The 15,759-nt window shown below is 60.5% G+C and carries 17 protein-coding genes; 15 read left to right on the top strand and 2 right to left on the bottom strand.

What is annotated here, in order from left to right; all coding sequences use genetic code 11:
• Positions 1-295: 295 nt before the first annotated feature.
• From ccoN to ttcA, 11 genes are all read left to right on the top strand, one after another.
• Positions 296-1,720 (top strand): cytochrome-c oxidase, cbb3-type subunit I, encoded by a 1,425-nt coding sequence (gene ccoN, locus BN1133_RS16045; RefSeq protein ID WP_050667485.1) that lies wholly within the window; start codon positions 296-298, stop codon positions 1,718-1,720.
• Between the two features lie 16 nt (positions 1,721-1,736).
• The gene (gene ccoO, locus BN1133_RS16040) at positions 1,737-2,351 is read left to right on the top strand and encodes a cytochrome-c oxidase, cbb3-type subunit II (RefSeq protein WP_050667484.1); all 615 of its coding nucleotides are present in this window, start codon (positions 1,737-1,739) and stop codon (positions 2,349-2,351) included.
• A gap of 12 nt (positions 2,352-2,363) precedes the next feature.
• Positions 2,364-2,540, top strand: a complete 177-nt coding sequence (locus BN1133_RS16035; protein ID WP_050667483.1) for a CcoQ/FixQ family Cbb3-type cytochrome c oxidase assembly chaperone — start codon at positions 2,364-2,366, stop codon at positions 2,538-2,540.
• On the top strand, positions 2,540-3,514 hold the full coding sequence (ccoP, locus tag BN1133_RS16030; RefSeq protein WP_050667482.1) for a cytochrome-c oxidase, cbb3-type subunit III: 975 nt from the start codon (positions 2,540-2,542) through the stop codon (positions 3,512-3,514). Before BN1133_RS16035 ends, ccoP begins: the two co-directional genes overlap by 1 nt.
• A gap of 117 nt (positions 3,515-3,631) precedes the next feature.
• Entirely contained in the window at positions 3,632-4,117 is a 486-nt protein-coding gene (locus BN1133_RS16025) for a FixH family protein (protein ID WP_050667481.1), read from the top strand.
• Position 4,118: 1 nt separating this feature from the next.
• Positions 4,119-6,485 carry a heavy metal translocating P-type ATPase gene (locus tag BN1133_RS16020; protein WP_050667480.1) on the top strand — a complete coding sequence of 789 codons (2,367 nt, stop codon included), beginning with the start codon at positions 4,119-4,121 and terminating at the stop codon, positions 6,483-6,485.
• A complete protein-coding gene (gene ccoS / locus BN1133_RS16015; RefSeq protein ID WP_050667479.1) occupies positions 6,482-6,658 on the top strand; it encodes a cbb3-type cytochrome oxidase assembly protein CcoS in 177 nt (58 codons plus the stop codon). The genes BN1133_RS16020 and ccoS overlap by 4 nt, the downstream gene beginning before the upstream one ends.
• Positions 6,642-7,328: a sulfite exporter TauE/SafE family protein gene (locus BN1133_RS16010; RefSeq protein ID WP_050667478.1), complete on the top strand. Its 687-nt coding sequence runs from the start codon at positions 6,642-6,644 to the stop codon at positions 7,326-7,328. The genes ccoS and BN1133_RS16010 overlap by 17 nt, the downstream gene beginning before the upstream one ends.
• Positions 7,329-7,396: 68 nt before the next feature.
• Positions 7,397-8,152, top strand: a complete 756-nt coding sequence (locus BN1133_RS16005; protein ID WP_050667477.1) for an FNR family transcription factor — start codon at positions 7,397-7,399, stop codon at positions 8,150-8,152.
• A gap of 130 nt (positions 8,153-8,282) precedes the next feature.
• The gene (uspE, locus tag BN1133_RS16000; RefSeq protein ID WP_050667476.1) at positions 8,283-9,227 is read left to right on the top strand and encodes a universal stress protein UspE; all 945 of its coding nucleotides are present in this window, start codon (positions 8,283-8,285) and stop codon (positions 9,225-9,227) included.
• 62 nt (positions 9,228-9,289) lie between these two features.
• Positions 9,290-10,198 carry a tRNA 2-thiocytidine(32) synthetase TtcA gene (ttcA, locus tag BN1133_RS15995; RefSeq protein ID WP_050667475.1) on the top strand — a complete coding sequence of 303 codons (909 nt, stop codon included), beginning with the start codon at positions 9,290-9,292 and terminating at the stop codon, positions 10,196-10,198.
• A gap of 49 nt (positions 10,199-10,247) precedes the next feature.
• Here the strand turns inward: ttcA and BN1133_RS15990 are convergent, their stop codons facing one another.
• Both BN1133_RS15990 and BN1133_RS15985 read right to left on the bottom strand, forming a co-directional pair.
• Positions 10,248-10,889, bottom strand: a complete 642-nt coding sequence (locus tag BN1133_RS15990; RefSeq protein WP_050667474.1) for a DUF2987 domain-containing protein — start codon at positions 10,887-10,889, stop codon at positions 10,248-10,250.
• 9 nt (positions 10,890-10,898) lie between these two features.
• Positions 10,899-11,636, bottom strand: a complete 738-nt coding sequence (locus BN1133_RS15985; protein ID WP_050667545.1) for a DUF2189 domain-containing protein — start codon at positions 11,634-11,636, stop codon at positions 10,899-10,901.
• 214 nt (positions 11,637-11,850) lie between these two features.
• Here BN1133_RS15985 and potA point away from each other — a divergent pair, with 214 nt between their 5' ends.
• From potA to BN1133_RS15965, 4 genes are all read left to right on the top strand, one after another.
• Positions 11,851-12,951, top strand: a complete 1,101-nt coding sequence (gene potA, locus BN1133_RS15980) for a spermidine/putrescine ABC transporter ATP-binding protein PotA (protein ID WP_050667473.1) — start codon at positions 11,851-11,853, stop codon at positions 12,949-12,951.
• A complete protein-coding gene (gene potB / locus BN1133_RS15975) occupies positions 12,938-13,822 on the top strand; it encodes a spermidine/putrescine ABC transporter permease PotB (RefSeq protein WP_050667472.1) in 885 nt (294 codons plus the stop codon). Before potA ends, potB begins: the two co-directional genes overlap by 14 nt.
• Positions 13,819-14,583, top strand: coding sequence for a spermidine/putrescine ABC transporter permease PotC (gene potC / locus BN1133_RS15970; protein WP_050667471.1), 765 nt, complete (start codon positions 13,819-13,821; stop codon positions 14,581-14,583). The genes potB and potC overlap by 4 nt, the downstream gene beginning before the upstream one ends.
• Before the next feature lie 71 nt (positions 14,584-14,654).
• Positions 14,655-15,722: an extracellular solute-binding protein gene (locus tag BN1133_RS15965; RefSeq protein ID WP_050667470.1), complete on the top strand. Its 1,068-nt coding sequence runs from the start codon at positions 14,655-14,657 to the stop codon at positions 15,720-15,722.
• The last annotated feature ends 37 nt before the right edge of the window (positions 15,723-15,759 follow it).

The raw sequence follows: 15,759 nt of genomic DNA, 5'->3' as shown, positions 1-15,759 counted from the left end.
AAAAACGCCCCAAAGATGTCGAATAGATGTACTTTTCTTGATCGAAAACATGGTCTTTTGGCTCTGCCACACCTTGTGGCGGGGCTCAAATATATCACAGTTTATACTGTTATTTTACCTGTCACTTCATTATCATCATCACCGAGTTTTCATTTACCACCCTTTTGGATTTCGTTTTGCTAACAAGCGTTAACAAAACTCGATTCAAGGCGGCAAATGAGGCCACTTCTCCAAGGTTGCTAGCGGTCTTCGGACCACATATCTAGAACAACAGCATCGGAAGCGGAAAACAACGATGAGCCATACTACTACCCACCCTGAGTACAACTACACCGTTGTCCGTCAGTTCACCGTGATGACCATCATCTGGGGAATTGTCGGGATGACAGTAGGGGTACTGATTGCAGCCCAGCTGATCTGGCCTGCCCTCAACTTCGATACTCCCTGGTTGACCTACAGCCGCCTGCGCCCCCTGCACACCAACGCGGTGATCTTTGCATTCGGCGTCAGTGCCCTGATGGCCACCTCCTTCTATGTCGTGCAACGCACCTGCCAGGCTCGCCTGTTTGGTGGCCCGCTCGCCAGCTTCGTGTTCTGGGGCTGGCAGGCCATCATCCTCTCGGCCGCCATCACCCTGCCCCTGGGCATGACCGGTGGCAAGGAGTATGCCGAGCTGGAGTGGCCGATTGATATCGCGATTACCATCGTCTGGGTGGCTTATGCGATCGTCTTCTTCGGCACCATGATCAAGCGCACCACCTCTCACATCTATGTGGCGAACTGGTTCTTCGGTGCCTTCATCATCACGGTCGCCGTGCTGCACATCATCAACAGCATGTCGATCCCCCTGACCCTGACCAAGTCCTACTCCATGTACTCCGGTGCCATGGACGCCATGGTGCAGTGGTGGTACGGCCACAATGCGGTAGGTTTCCTGCTGACCGCGGGCTTCCTCGGCATGATGTACTACTTCGTGCCCAAGCAGGCGGGTCGCCCGGTCTACTCCTACCGTCTCTCCATCGTGCACTTCTGGGCGCTGATCTCCCTCTACATCTGGGCCGGTCCGCACCACCTGCACTACACTGCGCTGCCGGACTGGGCCCAGTCGCTGGGCATGGTGATGTCCCTGATCCTGTTCGTGCCCTCCTGGGGTGGCATGATCAACGGCATCATGACCCTGTCGGGCGCCTGGCACAAGCTGCGCTATGACCCTGTGCTGCGCTTCCTGATCGTCTCCCTCTCCTTCTACGGTATGTCCACCTTCGAAGGCCCCATGATGTCGATCAAGACGGTCAACGCCCTCTCCCACTACACCGACTGGACCGTAGGTCACGTTCACTCCGGTGCGTTGGGCTGGGTTGCCATGGTCTCCATCGGTTCCGTTTATCACCTGATCCCGAATCTGTTTGGCCAGGGCCGCATGTACAGCGTCAGCCTCATCAACACCCACTTCTGGCTGGCGACCGTCGGTACCGTGCTCTATATCGTCTCCATGTGGATTTCCGGTGTGATGCAGGGCCTGATGTGGCGTGCAGTCAACGACGACGGCACCCTGACCTACAGCTTCGTGGAAGCCTTGCAGGCCTCCTACCCCTTCTACTTCGTCCGCTTCCTGGGTGGTTGCTTCTTTGTGCTCGGCATGTTGCTGATGGCGTACAACGCCTATCGCACCATCACTGCGCCCAAGGGCTCCCTGGAGCCGATTGCCCAGCCGGCCTGATCTGAAGAGGTAACCCATGAGCAACAACAACCGTCACGAAATTTTTGAAAAGAACGTTCCCCTGCTGGCGCTGGGTATCGTCTTCGCTATCAGCCTGGGTGGTCTGGTCGAGATCACCCCCCTCTTCTTCCAGAAGCAGACCACTGAGCCGGTCGATGGCCTCAAGCCCTACACCGCCCTGCAGATGGAAGGCCGCGATATCTACATTCGCGAAGGGTGCAGCGTCTGCCACAGCCAGATGATCCGTCCGTTCCGAGCCGAGACCGAGCGCTATGGTCACTATTCGGTGGCCGGCGAGAGCGTCTGGGAGCACCCCTTCCTGTGGGGCTCCAAGCGTACCGGCCCGGATCTGGCCCGGGTCGGTGGCCGTTACTCCGATGACTGGCACCGTGCCCACCTGATCAACCCGCGCGATGTGGTGCCCGAGTCCAACATGCCCGCCTTCCCCTGGCTGGCCAAGAACGAGATCGATGGCGATCTGACCGGCAAGAAGCTGGCGCTGTTCCGGGATCACTTCGGTGTTCCCTACACGGATGCCGACATCGCCGGCGCCAAGGATGCGGTGAAGGGCAAGACAGAGCTCGATGCGCTGGTTGCCTATCTGCAGTCTATCGGCACCGCCCTCAAATAAGGAGCAATGGATATGGATTACGGCACCTTTCGCGGACTCTATACCCTGCTGCTGCTGGCCATCATGATCGGTATCGCCGTCTGGGCCTACAGCAAGCGCCGCAAGGCCGCCTTTGACGAGGCTGCCAACCTGATCTTTGCCGACGAGCAAAACAGTGCCGATAACAAGAACGCAGGAGCGAAGCAATAATGAGCACTCTGTTGAGTATTTTTGTCACCGTCATCACCTTGGGGACCATACTGGGCTGCTTTGCCCTGCTCTGGTGGTGTCTGAAGGACAAGATGGGGGTCGAAGAGGGTCAGCCCATGGGCCACGCCTTCGACGGCATCGAAGAGATCAACAACCCGCTGCCCAAGTGGTGGACCTATCTCTTCATCATCATGATCGTCTTCGGTCTGGTCTATCTGGCCTCCTACCCGGGCCTGGGTAACTGGAAGGGTCTGCTGGGCTGGCAGAGCTCCAACCAGGACATCCGCTCCCTGGCGGACTCCAAGGCGGCCACCGCCTCGGCCCAGGAGCAGGGGCGTGTGGTGCAGTATGACCGTGAACATGCCAAGGCTGACGAGCTCTACGGCGCCAAGTTCCGCGAACTGACCTACAGCGCCGATGGCAAGACCTACAAGGCCATTGAGGAGATCGCCAAGGATCCGGAGGCCCTCAAGGTAGGCCAGCGTCTGTTCCTGCAAAACTGCGCCCTGTGCCACGGCTCCGATGCGCGCGGCGGCAAGGGCTTCCCCAACCTCACCGACGGTGAGTGGCAGTGGGGCGGCAAGCCGGATCAGATCAAGACCACCATCATGAACGGCCGCCATGCCGCCATGCCGGCCTGGGGTGAGACCCTGGGCAAGGATGGGGTCAAGGAGGTCACTGCCTATGTGCTGAGCCTCTCCGGCCGTACCGTGGATCCGGTCATGGCCCGCAAGGGACAGGCCCGCTTCGCCATGTGTGCTGCCTGTCACGGTGCCGAAGGCAAGGGCGGTGAGGCCTTCGGGGCTCCCGATCTGACCAACACCACCTGGCTCTACGGTGGCTCTCGCCAGACCGTCGAGGAGACCATTACCCATGGTCGTCAGGGTGTGATGCCGGCATGGAAAGATGTGCTGGGTGAAGACAAGGTGCATCTGCTTGCCTCCTACGTCTACAGCCTCTCCCATCAGCAGTAAAGCGTGACAACGCTTTGAGTAATCAGCAAAAAGCCTCGACTCTTCGAGGCTTTTTGTTATCTTGTGTTGGTATTTTTAACCCGCTCAGTTAACCATTCGTTTCACGGTAGTAGCATCATGTCCCAACCCTGGTATCGTCAGTTCTGGCCCTGGTTTCTCATCACCCTTCCCCTCTGCGCCGTCGTCGCCAGCGTCTATACGGCCATCATCGCCAGTCGTGGTGGCGTCAATCTGGTGGCCGAGGACTATTACAAGCAGGGCAAGGAAATCAACCAGGATCTCAGCAAGTTTCACCGCTCCGAAACCCTGGGACTCACCTTCGATCTGCGAGTCGAGGGCAACACCCTCACGGTGCGTAAACTGACCGGAGATATCCCCAACCAGGCCCTCTTTCTCTCTCTGTTTCACCCTACCCTGCCGGGCCATGACAGCGAGCATCTTCTGACGGCCGATGCCAGCGGCACCTATCGCCTGGTGCTCGATCAACCCCTTACCGGCAAGTGGCAGGTGCGCCTCGACGCCTTTAACCACGAGTGGCGCCTGCAAGAGACCATTCGTCTACCGCTGCCCCATGGTCAGGTGCTCGACCCCAAGGGGCGTTGATATGAGTGACTGCTTTCATTGTGGTGAGCCGGTTGGCACCGCCGATTACGCCCTCGAAATAAAAGGGATCAAACAACCCTTCTGCTGCCCCGGCTGTCAGGCTGTGGCCGAGACCATACTCGGCAGCGGTCTGGCCAGTTATTACGAGCATCGCACCGCCCCCGGCGCCAAAGGGGATCTGGTGCCGGAAGAGCTGCTGGCCATGGCCAACTACGATCTGGCCGAGGTACAACAGGAGTTTGTCACCGAACAGGGTGCCGAGCGGGAGATCCAGCTCACGGTCGAGGGGCTGACCTGCGCCGCCTGTGCCTGGCTCATCGAACGCCACCTCTTCACCCTGCCCGGCCTGCGCTACATCAACGTCAATACCACCACCCACAGAGCCAGGGTGCGTTGGGATCCCGAGCAACTCTCCTTAAGCGATCTGCTCAAAGGTTTTGCCGCCGTCGGCTATCGGGCCTACCCCTTCCAGACCCACAGCCAGGAGGCCCTCTACGCCAAGGAGGTGAAGAGCTATCTCTACCGCATGGGGCTCGCCGGTCTTGGCTCCATGCAGGTGATGATGTGCTCGGTCGCCCTCTACATGGATCTCTTTGTGAGTGTGGAGCAGGAGTTTATCGTCTACTTCCAGTGGATCAGCCTGCTGCTCTCCACTCCCATCATGCTCTACTCGGCCCAGCCCTTCTACGTGAACGCCTGGCGCAGTCTGCGCCAGGGTCATCTGTCGATGGATGTGTCTGTCTCACTGGCGCTGATCGGTGCCTTTATCGCCTCTATCTGGGCCACCGTCTTCAATACGGGTGAGGTCTATTACGACTCCATCACCATGTTCGTCTTCTTTCTGCTGCTGGGCCGGTTGCTCGAGCTGCGGGCCCGTCGCAAAGCCTCGGAGTCGAGCTCCAACCTAGCTCGCATGATCCCGGTCATGGCCACCCTGGTTGAGGCGCAGGGAGAGCGGCTGGTCGCCGCCAAGACCCTGAAGGTTGGCGATCAAATCCGGGTTCTGGCCGGCGCCACCCTCCCCGCCGACGGCATCGTTCTGGAAGGGCGCGCCAGTATCGATGAATCCATGCTCACCGGTGAGCCCCTCCCCGAGGTGCGCCAGGTGGGCGATCAGGTCTTCGCGGGGACCATCAACAGCGACAGCCCATTGCTGCTTCGGGTCTCCCACCCGATGAGCGAGTCGCGCATCGCCCAGATCATGCGCCTGCAAGACAGCGCACTGGACGAAAAGCCCGCCCTGGCCCTGATGGCGGATGTCATCTCCCGCTACTTCATTCTGGTGCTGCTGCTGATCGCCACCGCCGTTTGGCTCTTCTGGCACTTCCATGCCCCCGAAAAGGCCTTCTGGGTCACCCTCTCGGTGCTGGTGGCCACCTGCCCCTGCGCCCTCTCGCTGGCCACCCCCACCGCCCTCACCACCGCCACGGCGCGGCTCACCCGAAGCGGGATCTTGTTGCGCCGCGGCCATGTGCTCGATGTGCTGACCCAGGCCAACCGGGTGGTACTCGACAAGACAGGCACCCTCACCACGGGGGAAATCCGCCTCAAGCGGATTCAGGCCATGGAGGGGCAAGATGGACACTACCTGCAGCGGATCGCCGCCGCCCTGGAGTCCCGCTCCGAACACCCCATCGCCCGGGCCTTCCGACTCGGGGAGGTGCTGCTCCCGGTCAGCGACTATCGCCTCGAGATAGGTTGTGGCGTCGCAGGAAACATAGATGGCAAAGCATATCGCCTCGGCAGCGCCCAATGGCTCAAGGCCCCCACCGACTTTGAGCAGGGTCTGAGCATATGGCTCGAGGAGGAGGGACTACTGGTGGCCCGCTTCGAGCTCGAAGATACCCTGCGTCCCGATGCCCCTGCTCTCATCCTCGCCCTGCAACAGGCCGGCCTCGCCGTTACGATGCTGACCGGCGACAGCTCCGTCCAGGCCGAGCGCGTCGCGGCCGAGCTCGGCATCGATGAACTGATCAAGGGGGTCACCCCGGATGGCAAGCTGGACTACCTCAAGGCACGCGAGCGCAAAGGGGATGTCAGCATCATGGTCGGTGACGGGGTCAACGATGCCCCTGTGTTGGCCGGTGCCCATGCCTCCTTTGCCATGGCCGGCGGCACGGATCTGGCCAAAAACAGCGCCGATGCCATCCTGCTTGGCGATGACCTGTGCAAGCTGCTGGAGGCTCGTCGCCTGGCACGCCATACCCGGCGCATCATCAGGCAGAACTTTGCCTGGTCCCTGGGGTACAATCTGCTGGTGCTGCCGCTGGCAGCCAGTGGCTGGCTGCCCCCCTATCTGGCCGCAGCCGGCATGTCACTGAGCTCCCTCATCGTGGTGAGCAACTCCATGAGGCTCAACAAGCTATGAATATCGTCTTCGTCCTGATCCCGATCGCCATCCTGTTTGTCGTCATCGCCGCCCTGGTCTTCTTCTGGGCCATCCGCTCGGAGCAGTTCGAGGATCTCGACCGGCAGGGCTCCAGCATCCTCTTTGACGAGCAGACCCCGGATCAGAAGGGCGAACATGAGCGCCAACCTTGATCTGCTGGGAGCCCTGCTGATGGGCCTGGCGGGCAGCAGCCACTGCTTTGCCATGTGTGGCGGCGTCTCTGCCGCCCTCTCCATGGCCATTCCCCCCGCCCATCAACGCCCCCTCGGCCGCCTCACCTACCTTATCTGTTACAACCTGGGTCGCATCCTCAGCTACATGCTGGCCGGTGCCCTGGTGGGGGGACTGTTCGCCTCGGTGGCGGGGCTCGGCCAGGGAAAACACGCCCTGGCCTGGCTGCAGCTGTTTGCCGCCCTCATGATGATCGCGGTCGGACTCTATCTGGCAGGCTGGTGGCAAGGGGTGCTGCGCATCGAGCAGTTGGGTGCCCGGCTGTGGCCCCATATCCGTCCCCTCGCCAATCGCTGCCTCCCCCTGCAACGACCGCTGGCCGCCCTCCCCTTCGGCATGATCTGGGGTTGGCTCCCCTGCGGCATGGTCTACTCCATGCTGACCTGGAGTGCCGCCTCCGGCAGTGCCGGCGCCGGGGCCTTGCTGATGCTCAGCTTTGGCCTGGGTACCCTGCCAACCCTGTTTGCCCTGGGGGGATTGGCAGATCGCCTACGTTACTGGTTGACCCGACGGGAGCTGCGTCTGGCGGGGGGGTTACTGCTGCTGCTGCTCGGTACTCACACCCTCTGGATCGCCATCAGGCTACTTTGAGACTCTATCCAACTGGCGGTAGTTGATGGTAAACTCTTTGACATAAATCAATTCTTTCGAAGCGCCTTATGATTCCGGAAAAGAAAACGGGTAGACGCATACAGAGTGGCGGTTGTGCCATTCACTGCCAGGATTGCAGCATCAGTCAGCTCTGTATCCCCTTCTCCCTCAACGAGAGTGAGCTGGATCTGCTCGACAGCATCATCGAACGCAAAAAGCCCATCCAGAAGGGCGAAGAGCTGTTCAAGGCAGGTGATGAACTCAAGTCTCTCTACGCCATCCGCTCCGGTACCATCAAGTCCTATACCATCACTGAACAGGGTGATGAGCAGATCACCGCCTTCCATCTGGCCGGTGATCTGGTCGGCTTCGACGCCATCAGCAGGCAGAACCATCCCTCCTTCGCCCAGGCGCTGGAGACCTCCATGGTGTGCGAGATCCCCTACGACGTACTCGACGAGCTCTCCGGCAAGATGCCCAAGCTGCGCCAGCAGATCATGCGTCTGATGAGCACCGAGATCATGGGCGATCAAGAGATGATCCTGCTGCTCTCCAAGAAAAATGCCGAGGAGCGCCTCGCCGCCTTCCTCTATAGCCTCTCCGAGCGTTTCTCCGAGCGCGGCTTCTCCGCCAAGGAGTTCCGTCTCTCCATGACCCGGGGCGATATCGGCAACTATCTCGGTCTCACCGTCGAGACCATCAGCCGTCTGCTCGGTCGTTTCCAGAAGACCGGCCTCATCAGTGTCAAAGGCAAGTACATCACTGTGCTGGATCAGGCGGCCCTCGCCGTCATGGCCGGCAACACCAAACCCAGCTGCGGTTAATCAAAACCTGGGCCGGAATGCATCCCAAAGGGTGATCCGGCCCACGGCCTTTCCCTCCCGTCTGATCTAACCTTGTAGGTAGCAAGGTAATGATTCTTATGGCCCCAACTGGATGGGCCGGGGAGGAAAAATGGACAAGTACCGCAAGATCCTGGTGGTCATCAATCCGGAGCTGGAGCAGCAGGTAGCCCTGGAGCGCGCCGTGCGGGTCGCCCGCCTCGAGAAAGAGGCCGAGCTGACTCTGCTGCTTCCCATCTACGACTTTTCCTACGAGATGACCTCCATGCTCTCGGCCGATGAGCGCAAAGAGATGCAGGAGGGGGTCATTGCCCAGCGCAGTGACTGGCTCGACAAGCTGCTCGAGCCCTATCGCGCCGAAGGGCTCAACATTGCGGTCAAGGTGGTCTGGCACAGCCGCCCCTTCGAGAGCATCCTGCAAGAGGTGTTGACCGGCGCCCATGATCTGGTGGTCAAAGCCACTCACAGGCACAGCTTTCTGCAGACCTTTATCTTTACCCCGACCGACTGGCATCTGCTACGCAAATGCCCTTGCCCCATCCTGCTGGTAAAGGAGGGGCAATGGGTGCGAGGCGGCAACATCATCGCCGCCATCAACTGCTCGAGTGACGATCAGGATCAGCAAAAACTCAACGATCGCATCACCGCTGAGGCCCTCGAGGTCGCCGAGCTGCTCGATGCCAGCCTCTATCTGGTCAACACCTATCCGGGCACTCCGGTCAATATCGCCATCGAGCTTCCCGAGTTCGATCCCAAGGCCTACAACGACGCCATTCGCCAGCATCACGAGAAGCTGCTGCGCCAGCATGCCGAGCGTTATGGCATCAACGAGGCCTGGACCCGGGTCGAGGAGGGGCTGCCGGAAGAGGTGCTGCCCGAGATGGCCAACCGACTCGACGCCACCCTGATGATCATGGGGTGCGTCGGACGCACCGGGCTCTCGGCGGCCCTGCTCGGCAACACGGCCGAGCAGGTGGTCGATCAACTCGATTGTGACATGCTGATCCTCAAGCCCGAGGGCTATGTCTGCCCGGTGGATGCGCGGCGCAAGGGTTAACTTGCCCTGACCCGGGACACGGCTATAATACCCGCCTGTTTTTGTCCCGGGTTTTCGATGTCATGCAAGAAGAGCTTAACGCCAAAGAGAAGTACAACTTTAACAAGCTGCAAAAACGCCTGCGCCGCAACGTGGGCCAGGCCATCGCCGACTTCAACATGATTGAAGAGGGCGATCGGGTCATGGTGTGCCTCTCCGGTGGTAAGGACAGCTTCGGCATGCTCGACATCCTGATGAACCTGCAGCAAAGCGCCCCCATCCATTTCGATCTGGTGGCAGTCAACCTGGATCAGAAGCAGCCCGGCTTCCCCGAGCATGTGCTGCCCGAGTACCTCAATACCCTCGGCATCGAGTACAAGATCGTTCAGGAAGACACCTACTCCATCGTCAAGGAGAAGATCCCCGAGGGCAAGACCACCTGCTCCCTCTGCTCCCGTCTGCGCCGCGGTATCCTCTATCGTACCGCCCAGGAGCTCGGCTGCACCAAAATCGCGTTGGGCCACCACCGCGACGACATCCTCGAGACCCTGTTCCTCAACATGTTCTACGGCGGCAAGCTCAAATCCATGCCGCCCAAGCTGGTCAGCGATGATGGCAAGAACGTGGTGATCCGCCCCCTGGCCTACTGCAAGGAGAAGGACCTGGTTCGCTACGCCGAGATCAAGGCCTTCCCCATCATTCCCTGCAACCTGTGCGGCTCCCAGGAGAACCTGCAACGCAAGGCCATCAAGCAGATGATGCAGGAGTGGGATCGCCGCTTCCCGGGTCGCCTCGAAACCATGTTCACCGCCATTCAGGATGTGATCCCGAGCCATCTGCTCGATCACAAGCTGTTTGATTTCAAGAGCATCAACCGTGACTCCGGTATCATAGACGGGGGGGACAAGGCCTTCGATCCGCCCGAGCTGCCCGCCTCTCCCCTGCTCGACATCGAGGGGATGGAGATGCTGGACGTCATCGAGGTGCGTTAAGTCCAATGAAAAAGGAGCCGCCATGGCTCCTTTTTCGTATCCGTCAACCTCACTGGCCAAGCCAGGGAGTCACCCTGATCGGGGGCGTCGCGAAGGCGAGGTGGCCCTCCCCCTTGAGGGTCTCGTCATCGATGGCCAGGCGTCCCTGCTGCCAGAGGAGCAGACGCTCTCCCTCTTTTCCGTCGAGGGCGACCTGACCCCTGGGCTCTGCCATCTCCAGGTGCACCCCGCGCATGGGGGGCAGGAAGTGCTTGCCTATCATGCCGGCCATCTTGTCGAGCAGGCGCTGCATATCCAGGCGAGCGATCTCAAGCGTGCCTAATGTCACCACTCCGGGGGGCAGATCGGCCATCACCTGTACCGACATGCTGCAATCTTGGCCCTCTTTCTCCATCTCCAGCACGACCTTGGCCTTGTCGAGATTAAGATCCGGATCGAAGGGAAGACGCAGCTCCCCGTCAGGGGTGACGGTGGCCGGCTCATGCCGATCCAGGGTCTCGACGCTGGCGCTGCGAATGAGGCAGCGTTGGCCACTTTGTGACTCGGTCAGATAGAAGCCCAGGCGCGCCAAACCAAACTCGCCCTTGGCAAAGGTCTTCATCTGGCTATAAAACTCGCTGTAGCCAAGCTCCAGGGGTACGGCGCCGACACTGCCCGCCAGCAGCAATAACCCCATCCATGGTGCCTTCATCGTCTCTCCTTATGCGTTGAAATGGTCCGGGGATGCGGGTTTCTCGGTCACTTCGACCCCAATCCCGCAGAGATCCCGATAGAGGATCCCCTTGATGTTGTAATAGAGCGGTGCCACCCAGATAAGCCCCAGACCCATAGGGATCAGGGCCAGGAAGAAGAGCACAAACATGATCCCGTGAAGCAGCAGCAGGGTCGGCAACCCGCGAATGAAGAGACGCAGGGAGAGCAAGATGGCCTGCAGGGGCGATACGCCCCGCTCCAGCACCAGGGGAACGCTGAAGATCAGTCCCATGCCGAGTAAAACAGAGGGGACCAGGGCCAGGGTAACGGGTAACCCCAGGACGGCGAAGAGGGGGCCGAACAGGCTGGTACACAGGGTCGAGAGCAGGGAGAGAGAGCCGAGGCGCACAAAGTGGCGGAAGAAATCAAACACCTGTCCGGCCCGGGCGCGGACCCCGAGAGACTGCTGCAGACCCAACATGTCGAGGGCGGAGGTCATGGGGGAGATCAGCACAGTGATAAGCAGGCTCAGCAGCAGGGTCAGGTCCTGCTCCTCATCCCCTGCCAGGTGGGGCGCCACCATGACCTGGGTCAACAACAACCAGATGGCGACGACGCCGGCGATGGCCAGCAGGAGCCCAAAGCCGTGGACCCGGGTCTGGGTCCACCCCTCCTGCAGGATCCCTCTGATATCCAGGCGATAACCCTGGGTCAGGGAGCGCTCCATGTCACCCCCGATACGAATTCTGTTACTCACGTGATGGTCCAACTGACTTGCATGACGACATGGCTCAAGCGCCGCATTATAGCCTGAATGTCGACGGGGTCAGCCTTTTCCCCGCTAAACGGTGGCAGAATATGCCCCCCGTAGGGGAAAAGGCTTTAATTTCAAGGGGGGGGGCCCTAAAATGCGCGCTTCTTTTCCATTGATGGCCACCGGCTGGGGTGAGACTGCGTAGATGACAAACAACACCAGGACTATCGTTTCGCTGACGGGGATCAGCAAGGGGTATGGCGGAAAACCCGTCATTGAAGGCTTGGATCTGGCGATCATGGACGGCGAGTTTCTCACGCTGCTCGGTCCCTCCGGATGCGGTAAAACGACAGTGCTCAGGATGCTCGCCGGACTCGAATCGGTCGATGAAGGGCGCATCCTGCTGGGTGATGATGACATCACGGAGATCCCGGCCGAGCATAGACACATCAACACCGTCTTCCAGAGCTATGCACTCTTCCCGCACATGACGGTGTTCGACAACGTCGCCTTCGGCCTGCAGATGCAGGGGATTGAAAAGGGCGAGGTGCAACACCGGGTTCACGAAGCCCTCACCATGGTTCAGCTCGAGGCCCTGGCCGACCGCAAACCGGATCAGCTCTCCGGCGGGCAGCAACAGCGGGTGGCCATTGCCCGGGCCGTGGTCAACCGCCCGCGGGTATTGCTGCTTGACGAGTCCCTCTCGGCCCTCGACTACAAGCTGCGCAAACAGATGCAGAGCGAGCTCAAGGCGCTGCAGCGGCGCCTCGGTATCACCTTCGTCTTCGTGACCCACGATCAGGAGGAGGCCCTCTCCATGTCCGATCGCATCGTGGTGATGGACGGCGGACGCATAGTCCAGAGCGGTACCCCGCGCGACATCTACGAGACCCCCGCCAACCTCTTCGTCGCCCGCTTTATCGGCGAGATCAACGTGATGGAGGGGGAGCTCATCGCCCACCAGGAGGGGGATATCTGGCTGGCCCGGGTCGAAGGACGCGAATGCCGCATCCACTCCGCCCTCCCCTTCACACCGGGTCAGCGGGTGCTGGTACTGCTGCGACCGGAAGATCTGCGCATGGATGACTCCGGCGAGCGTGCCGACGGCCTGCCCGGCAAGATCCTGGATCGCAACTACAAGGGAGCCACCCTGGACTCTGTGGTCGAGCTCGACTCGGGCAAGCGCATACTGGTCTCTGAGTTCTTCGACGAGGATGACCCCGACTTTGACTATCGCCTCGGCCAGGATGTCGCCATCCACTGGGTCGATAGCTGGGAGGTGGTACTGCCCTATGAGCCGCACTGATCACCCGCACAGAAGCTTTGCCCACCACGGCTTTCGTAACGTGGCGATCGCCCTCATCCTGGGCTGGCTTACCCTGTTCGTGCTCTTTCCCAACCTGATGATCCTGGCGGTGAGCCTGCTTACCCGGGACGAGAGTCAGATGATTGCCCCTCTCTTTACCTTGGGCAACTACCTGCGGCTGCTCGATCCCCTCTACTGGCAGGTGATCCTTCACTCCCTCTGGTTGGCCATGGTCGCCACCCTCTGTTGCCTGCTGCTGGGCTATCCGTTTGCCTGGATAGTGTCGCGTCTGCCGGCGCGCTGGCGGCCCCTGCTGCTGTTTCTGGTGGTAGTGCCGTTTTGGACCAACTCCCTCATCCGTACTTATTCTCTCAAGGTGTTGATGGGTACCCGGGGACTCATCAACGGAGTGCTGCTCGATCTGGGCCTCATCGAACGACCGATACAGATGATGTACACCGAGTTCGCCGTCATCGTCGGTCTGGTCTATGTGCTGCTCCCCTTCATGATCCTGCCTCTCTATTCGGCCATGGAGAAGCTGGATCTGCGTCTGCTCGAGGCGGCCAGGGATCTGGGCGCCAACGGCTGGCAGCGCTTCCGGCACGTGGTGCTGCCCCTGACCCTGCCCGGCATAGTCGCCGGCTGCCTGCTGGTATTCCTGCCCGCCATGGGGATGTTCTATGTCTCCGATCTACTCGGCGGTGCCAAGCATTTGCTGATCGGCAATGTTATCAAGACGGCGTTTCTCAACACCCGTGACTGGCCCTTCGGCGCCGCCACCAGCGTCACCCTCACCCTCTTGATGGGGCTGCTGCTCTGGTGTTACTGGCGAGCCGGCAAGTTGCTTAGCAAACAGGAGGTGCTGGCATGATGCGTCTGCTCAAGGGGGGTTACCTCACCCTCATCTTTGCCTATCTCTATATTCCGATCCTGGTGCTGATCGGCAACTCCTTTAACCTCTCCAAATACGGGATCGACTGGCGCGGTTTCACCTGGCAGTGGTACGAGAAGCTGATCGCCAACGCCAGCCTGATGCAGGCGGCCCGCCACTCCATGGCCATCGCAGCCTTCTCGGCCAGCGCGGCAGTGATCATCGGCACCCTCACCGCCGTGGCCCTGTTTCGCTACCGCTTTCGCGGCAAGCCCTATGTGGGCGGCCTGCTGTTTGTGGTGATGATGTCCCCCGACATCGTCATGGCCATCTCCCTGCTCACCCTGTTCGTGCTGCTCGGGGTCAAGCTCGGCTTCTGGACCCTGCTCATCGCCCATATCACCTTCAGCCTGCCGTTTGTGGTGGTGACCGTCTATGCACGTCTGGTGGGGTTCGATGTACGCATGCTCGAGGCGGCCCGGGATCTGGGCGCCGGCGAGTGGGTGATCTTTCGGCGCATTCTGCTGCCACTGGCCATGCCCGCCATTGCCGCCGGCTGGCTGTTGGCGTTTACCCTGTCCCTCGACGATGTGGTGATCAGCTCCTTTGTCACCGGACCCGCCTACGAGATCCTGCCCCTCAAGATCTACTCCATGGTCAAGGTAGGGGTCTCCCCCGAGGTGAACGCCCTGGCGACCCTGATGCTCGGTTTCTCCCTGGCCCTGGTGCTGCTCGCCCAGTGGCTGCTACGCCGCAAATAAGCCGTCGCCCGGACGGGCGACTTTTTTGACAGCGGGCCTGCATGGCCCCAAACCCCGCAAGGAGTTTTGCGATGACGCACAGCGCTTTCAAAAAAGCGACCACCCTCGCCGCCACCCTGGCACTGGGGGCCACCCTGGTGAGCCAGCCGGTGCTGGCCGAAGAGAAGGTGGTCTACTTCTATAACTGGTCCGAGTATGTGCCCGACGGTCTGCTCGAGCAGTTCCAGAAAGAGACCGGGATCAAGGTGATTTACTCCACCTATGAGTCTAACGAGACCCTCTACGCCAAGCTCAAGACCCACCCGCAAGGGTATGATGTGGTGGTGCCCAGCACCTACTTTGTGGCCAAGATGGCCAAGGAGGGGATGCTCCAGCCTCTGGACAAGGGGCTGTTGCCCAATATCAAGCACCTGGATCCGACCCTGCTCAACCATGAGTACGATCCCGAGAATCGCTACTCGGTCCCCTACATCTGGGGCGCCACCGGTATCGGTCGCAACAGCGACGTTATCCTTAAGCCAGTGACCAGCTGGAAACAGTTGTGGGCCCCCGAGTGGAAGGAGAGCCTGCTGCTGATGGACGATGCGCGCGAGGTGTTCCACATCGCCCTGGTGCAGCTTGGCCACAATCCCAATACCCGGGATCCGGCCCAGATCAAGGAGGCCTTCGACTACCTGAAGCAGCTGATGCCCAACGTCAAGGCATTCAACTCCGACAACCCGGCCGATCCCTACATCGCCGGTGAGGTGAACCTCGGCATGCTCTGGAACGGCTCTGCCTATGGTGCCCAGAAGGAGTACCCCGGCATCACCTATACCTGGCCGAGCGAGGGCGCCATCCTCTGGATGGATAACCTGGCCATCACCGCCAAGGCCAAGCACGTAAGCGAGGCCCATGCGCTCATCAACTTCCTGATGCGCCCGGATGTGGCCGCCAAGGTGGCCGAGGCGATCGGCTATCCCACCCCGGTCAAGGATGCCCTGCCCCTGCTCAAGCCCGAGTTCAGGGACAACCCCATGATCTTCCCCGGCGACGAGATCAAGCAGAAGGGGCACTTCCAGTCCGATGTGGGCGAAGCCTCGGTGCTCTACGAGCAGTACTTCCAGCAGCTCAAGGCCATGGTGGCCAACGCGGGTTAACAAAAAGGGCGCCATCGGCGTAATGCCGATCAGTTAA

The sequence above is a fragment of the Aeromonas schubertii genome, assembly GCF_000820105.1.
Classification (GTDB): Bacteria; Pseudomonadota; Gammaproteobacteria; order Enterobacterales; family Aeromonadaceae; genus Aeromonas; species Aeromonas schubertii.
This window is presented reverse-complemented; position numbering and strand designations above follow the sequence as displayed.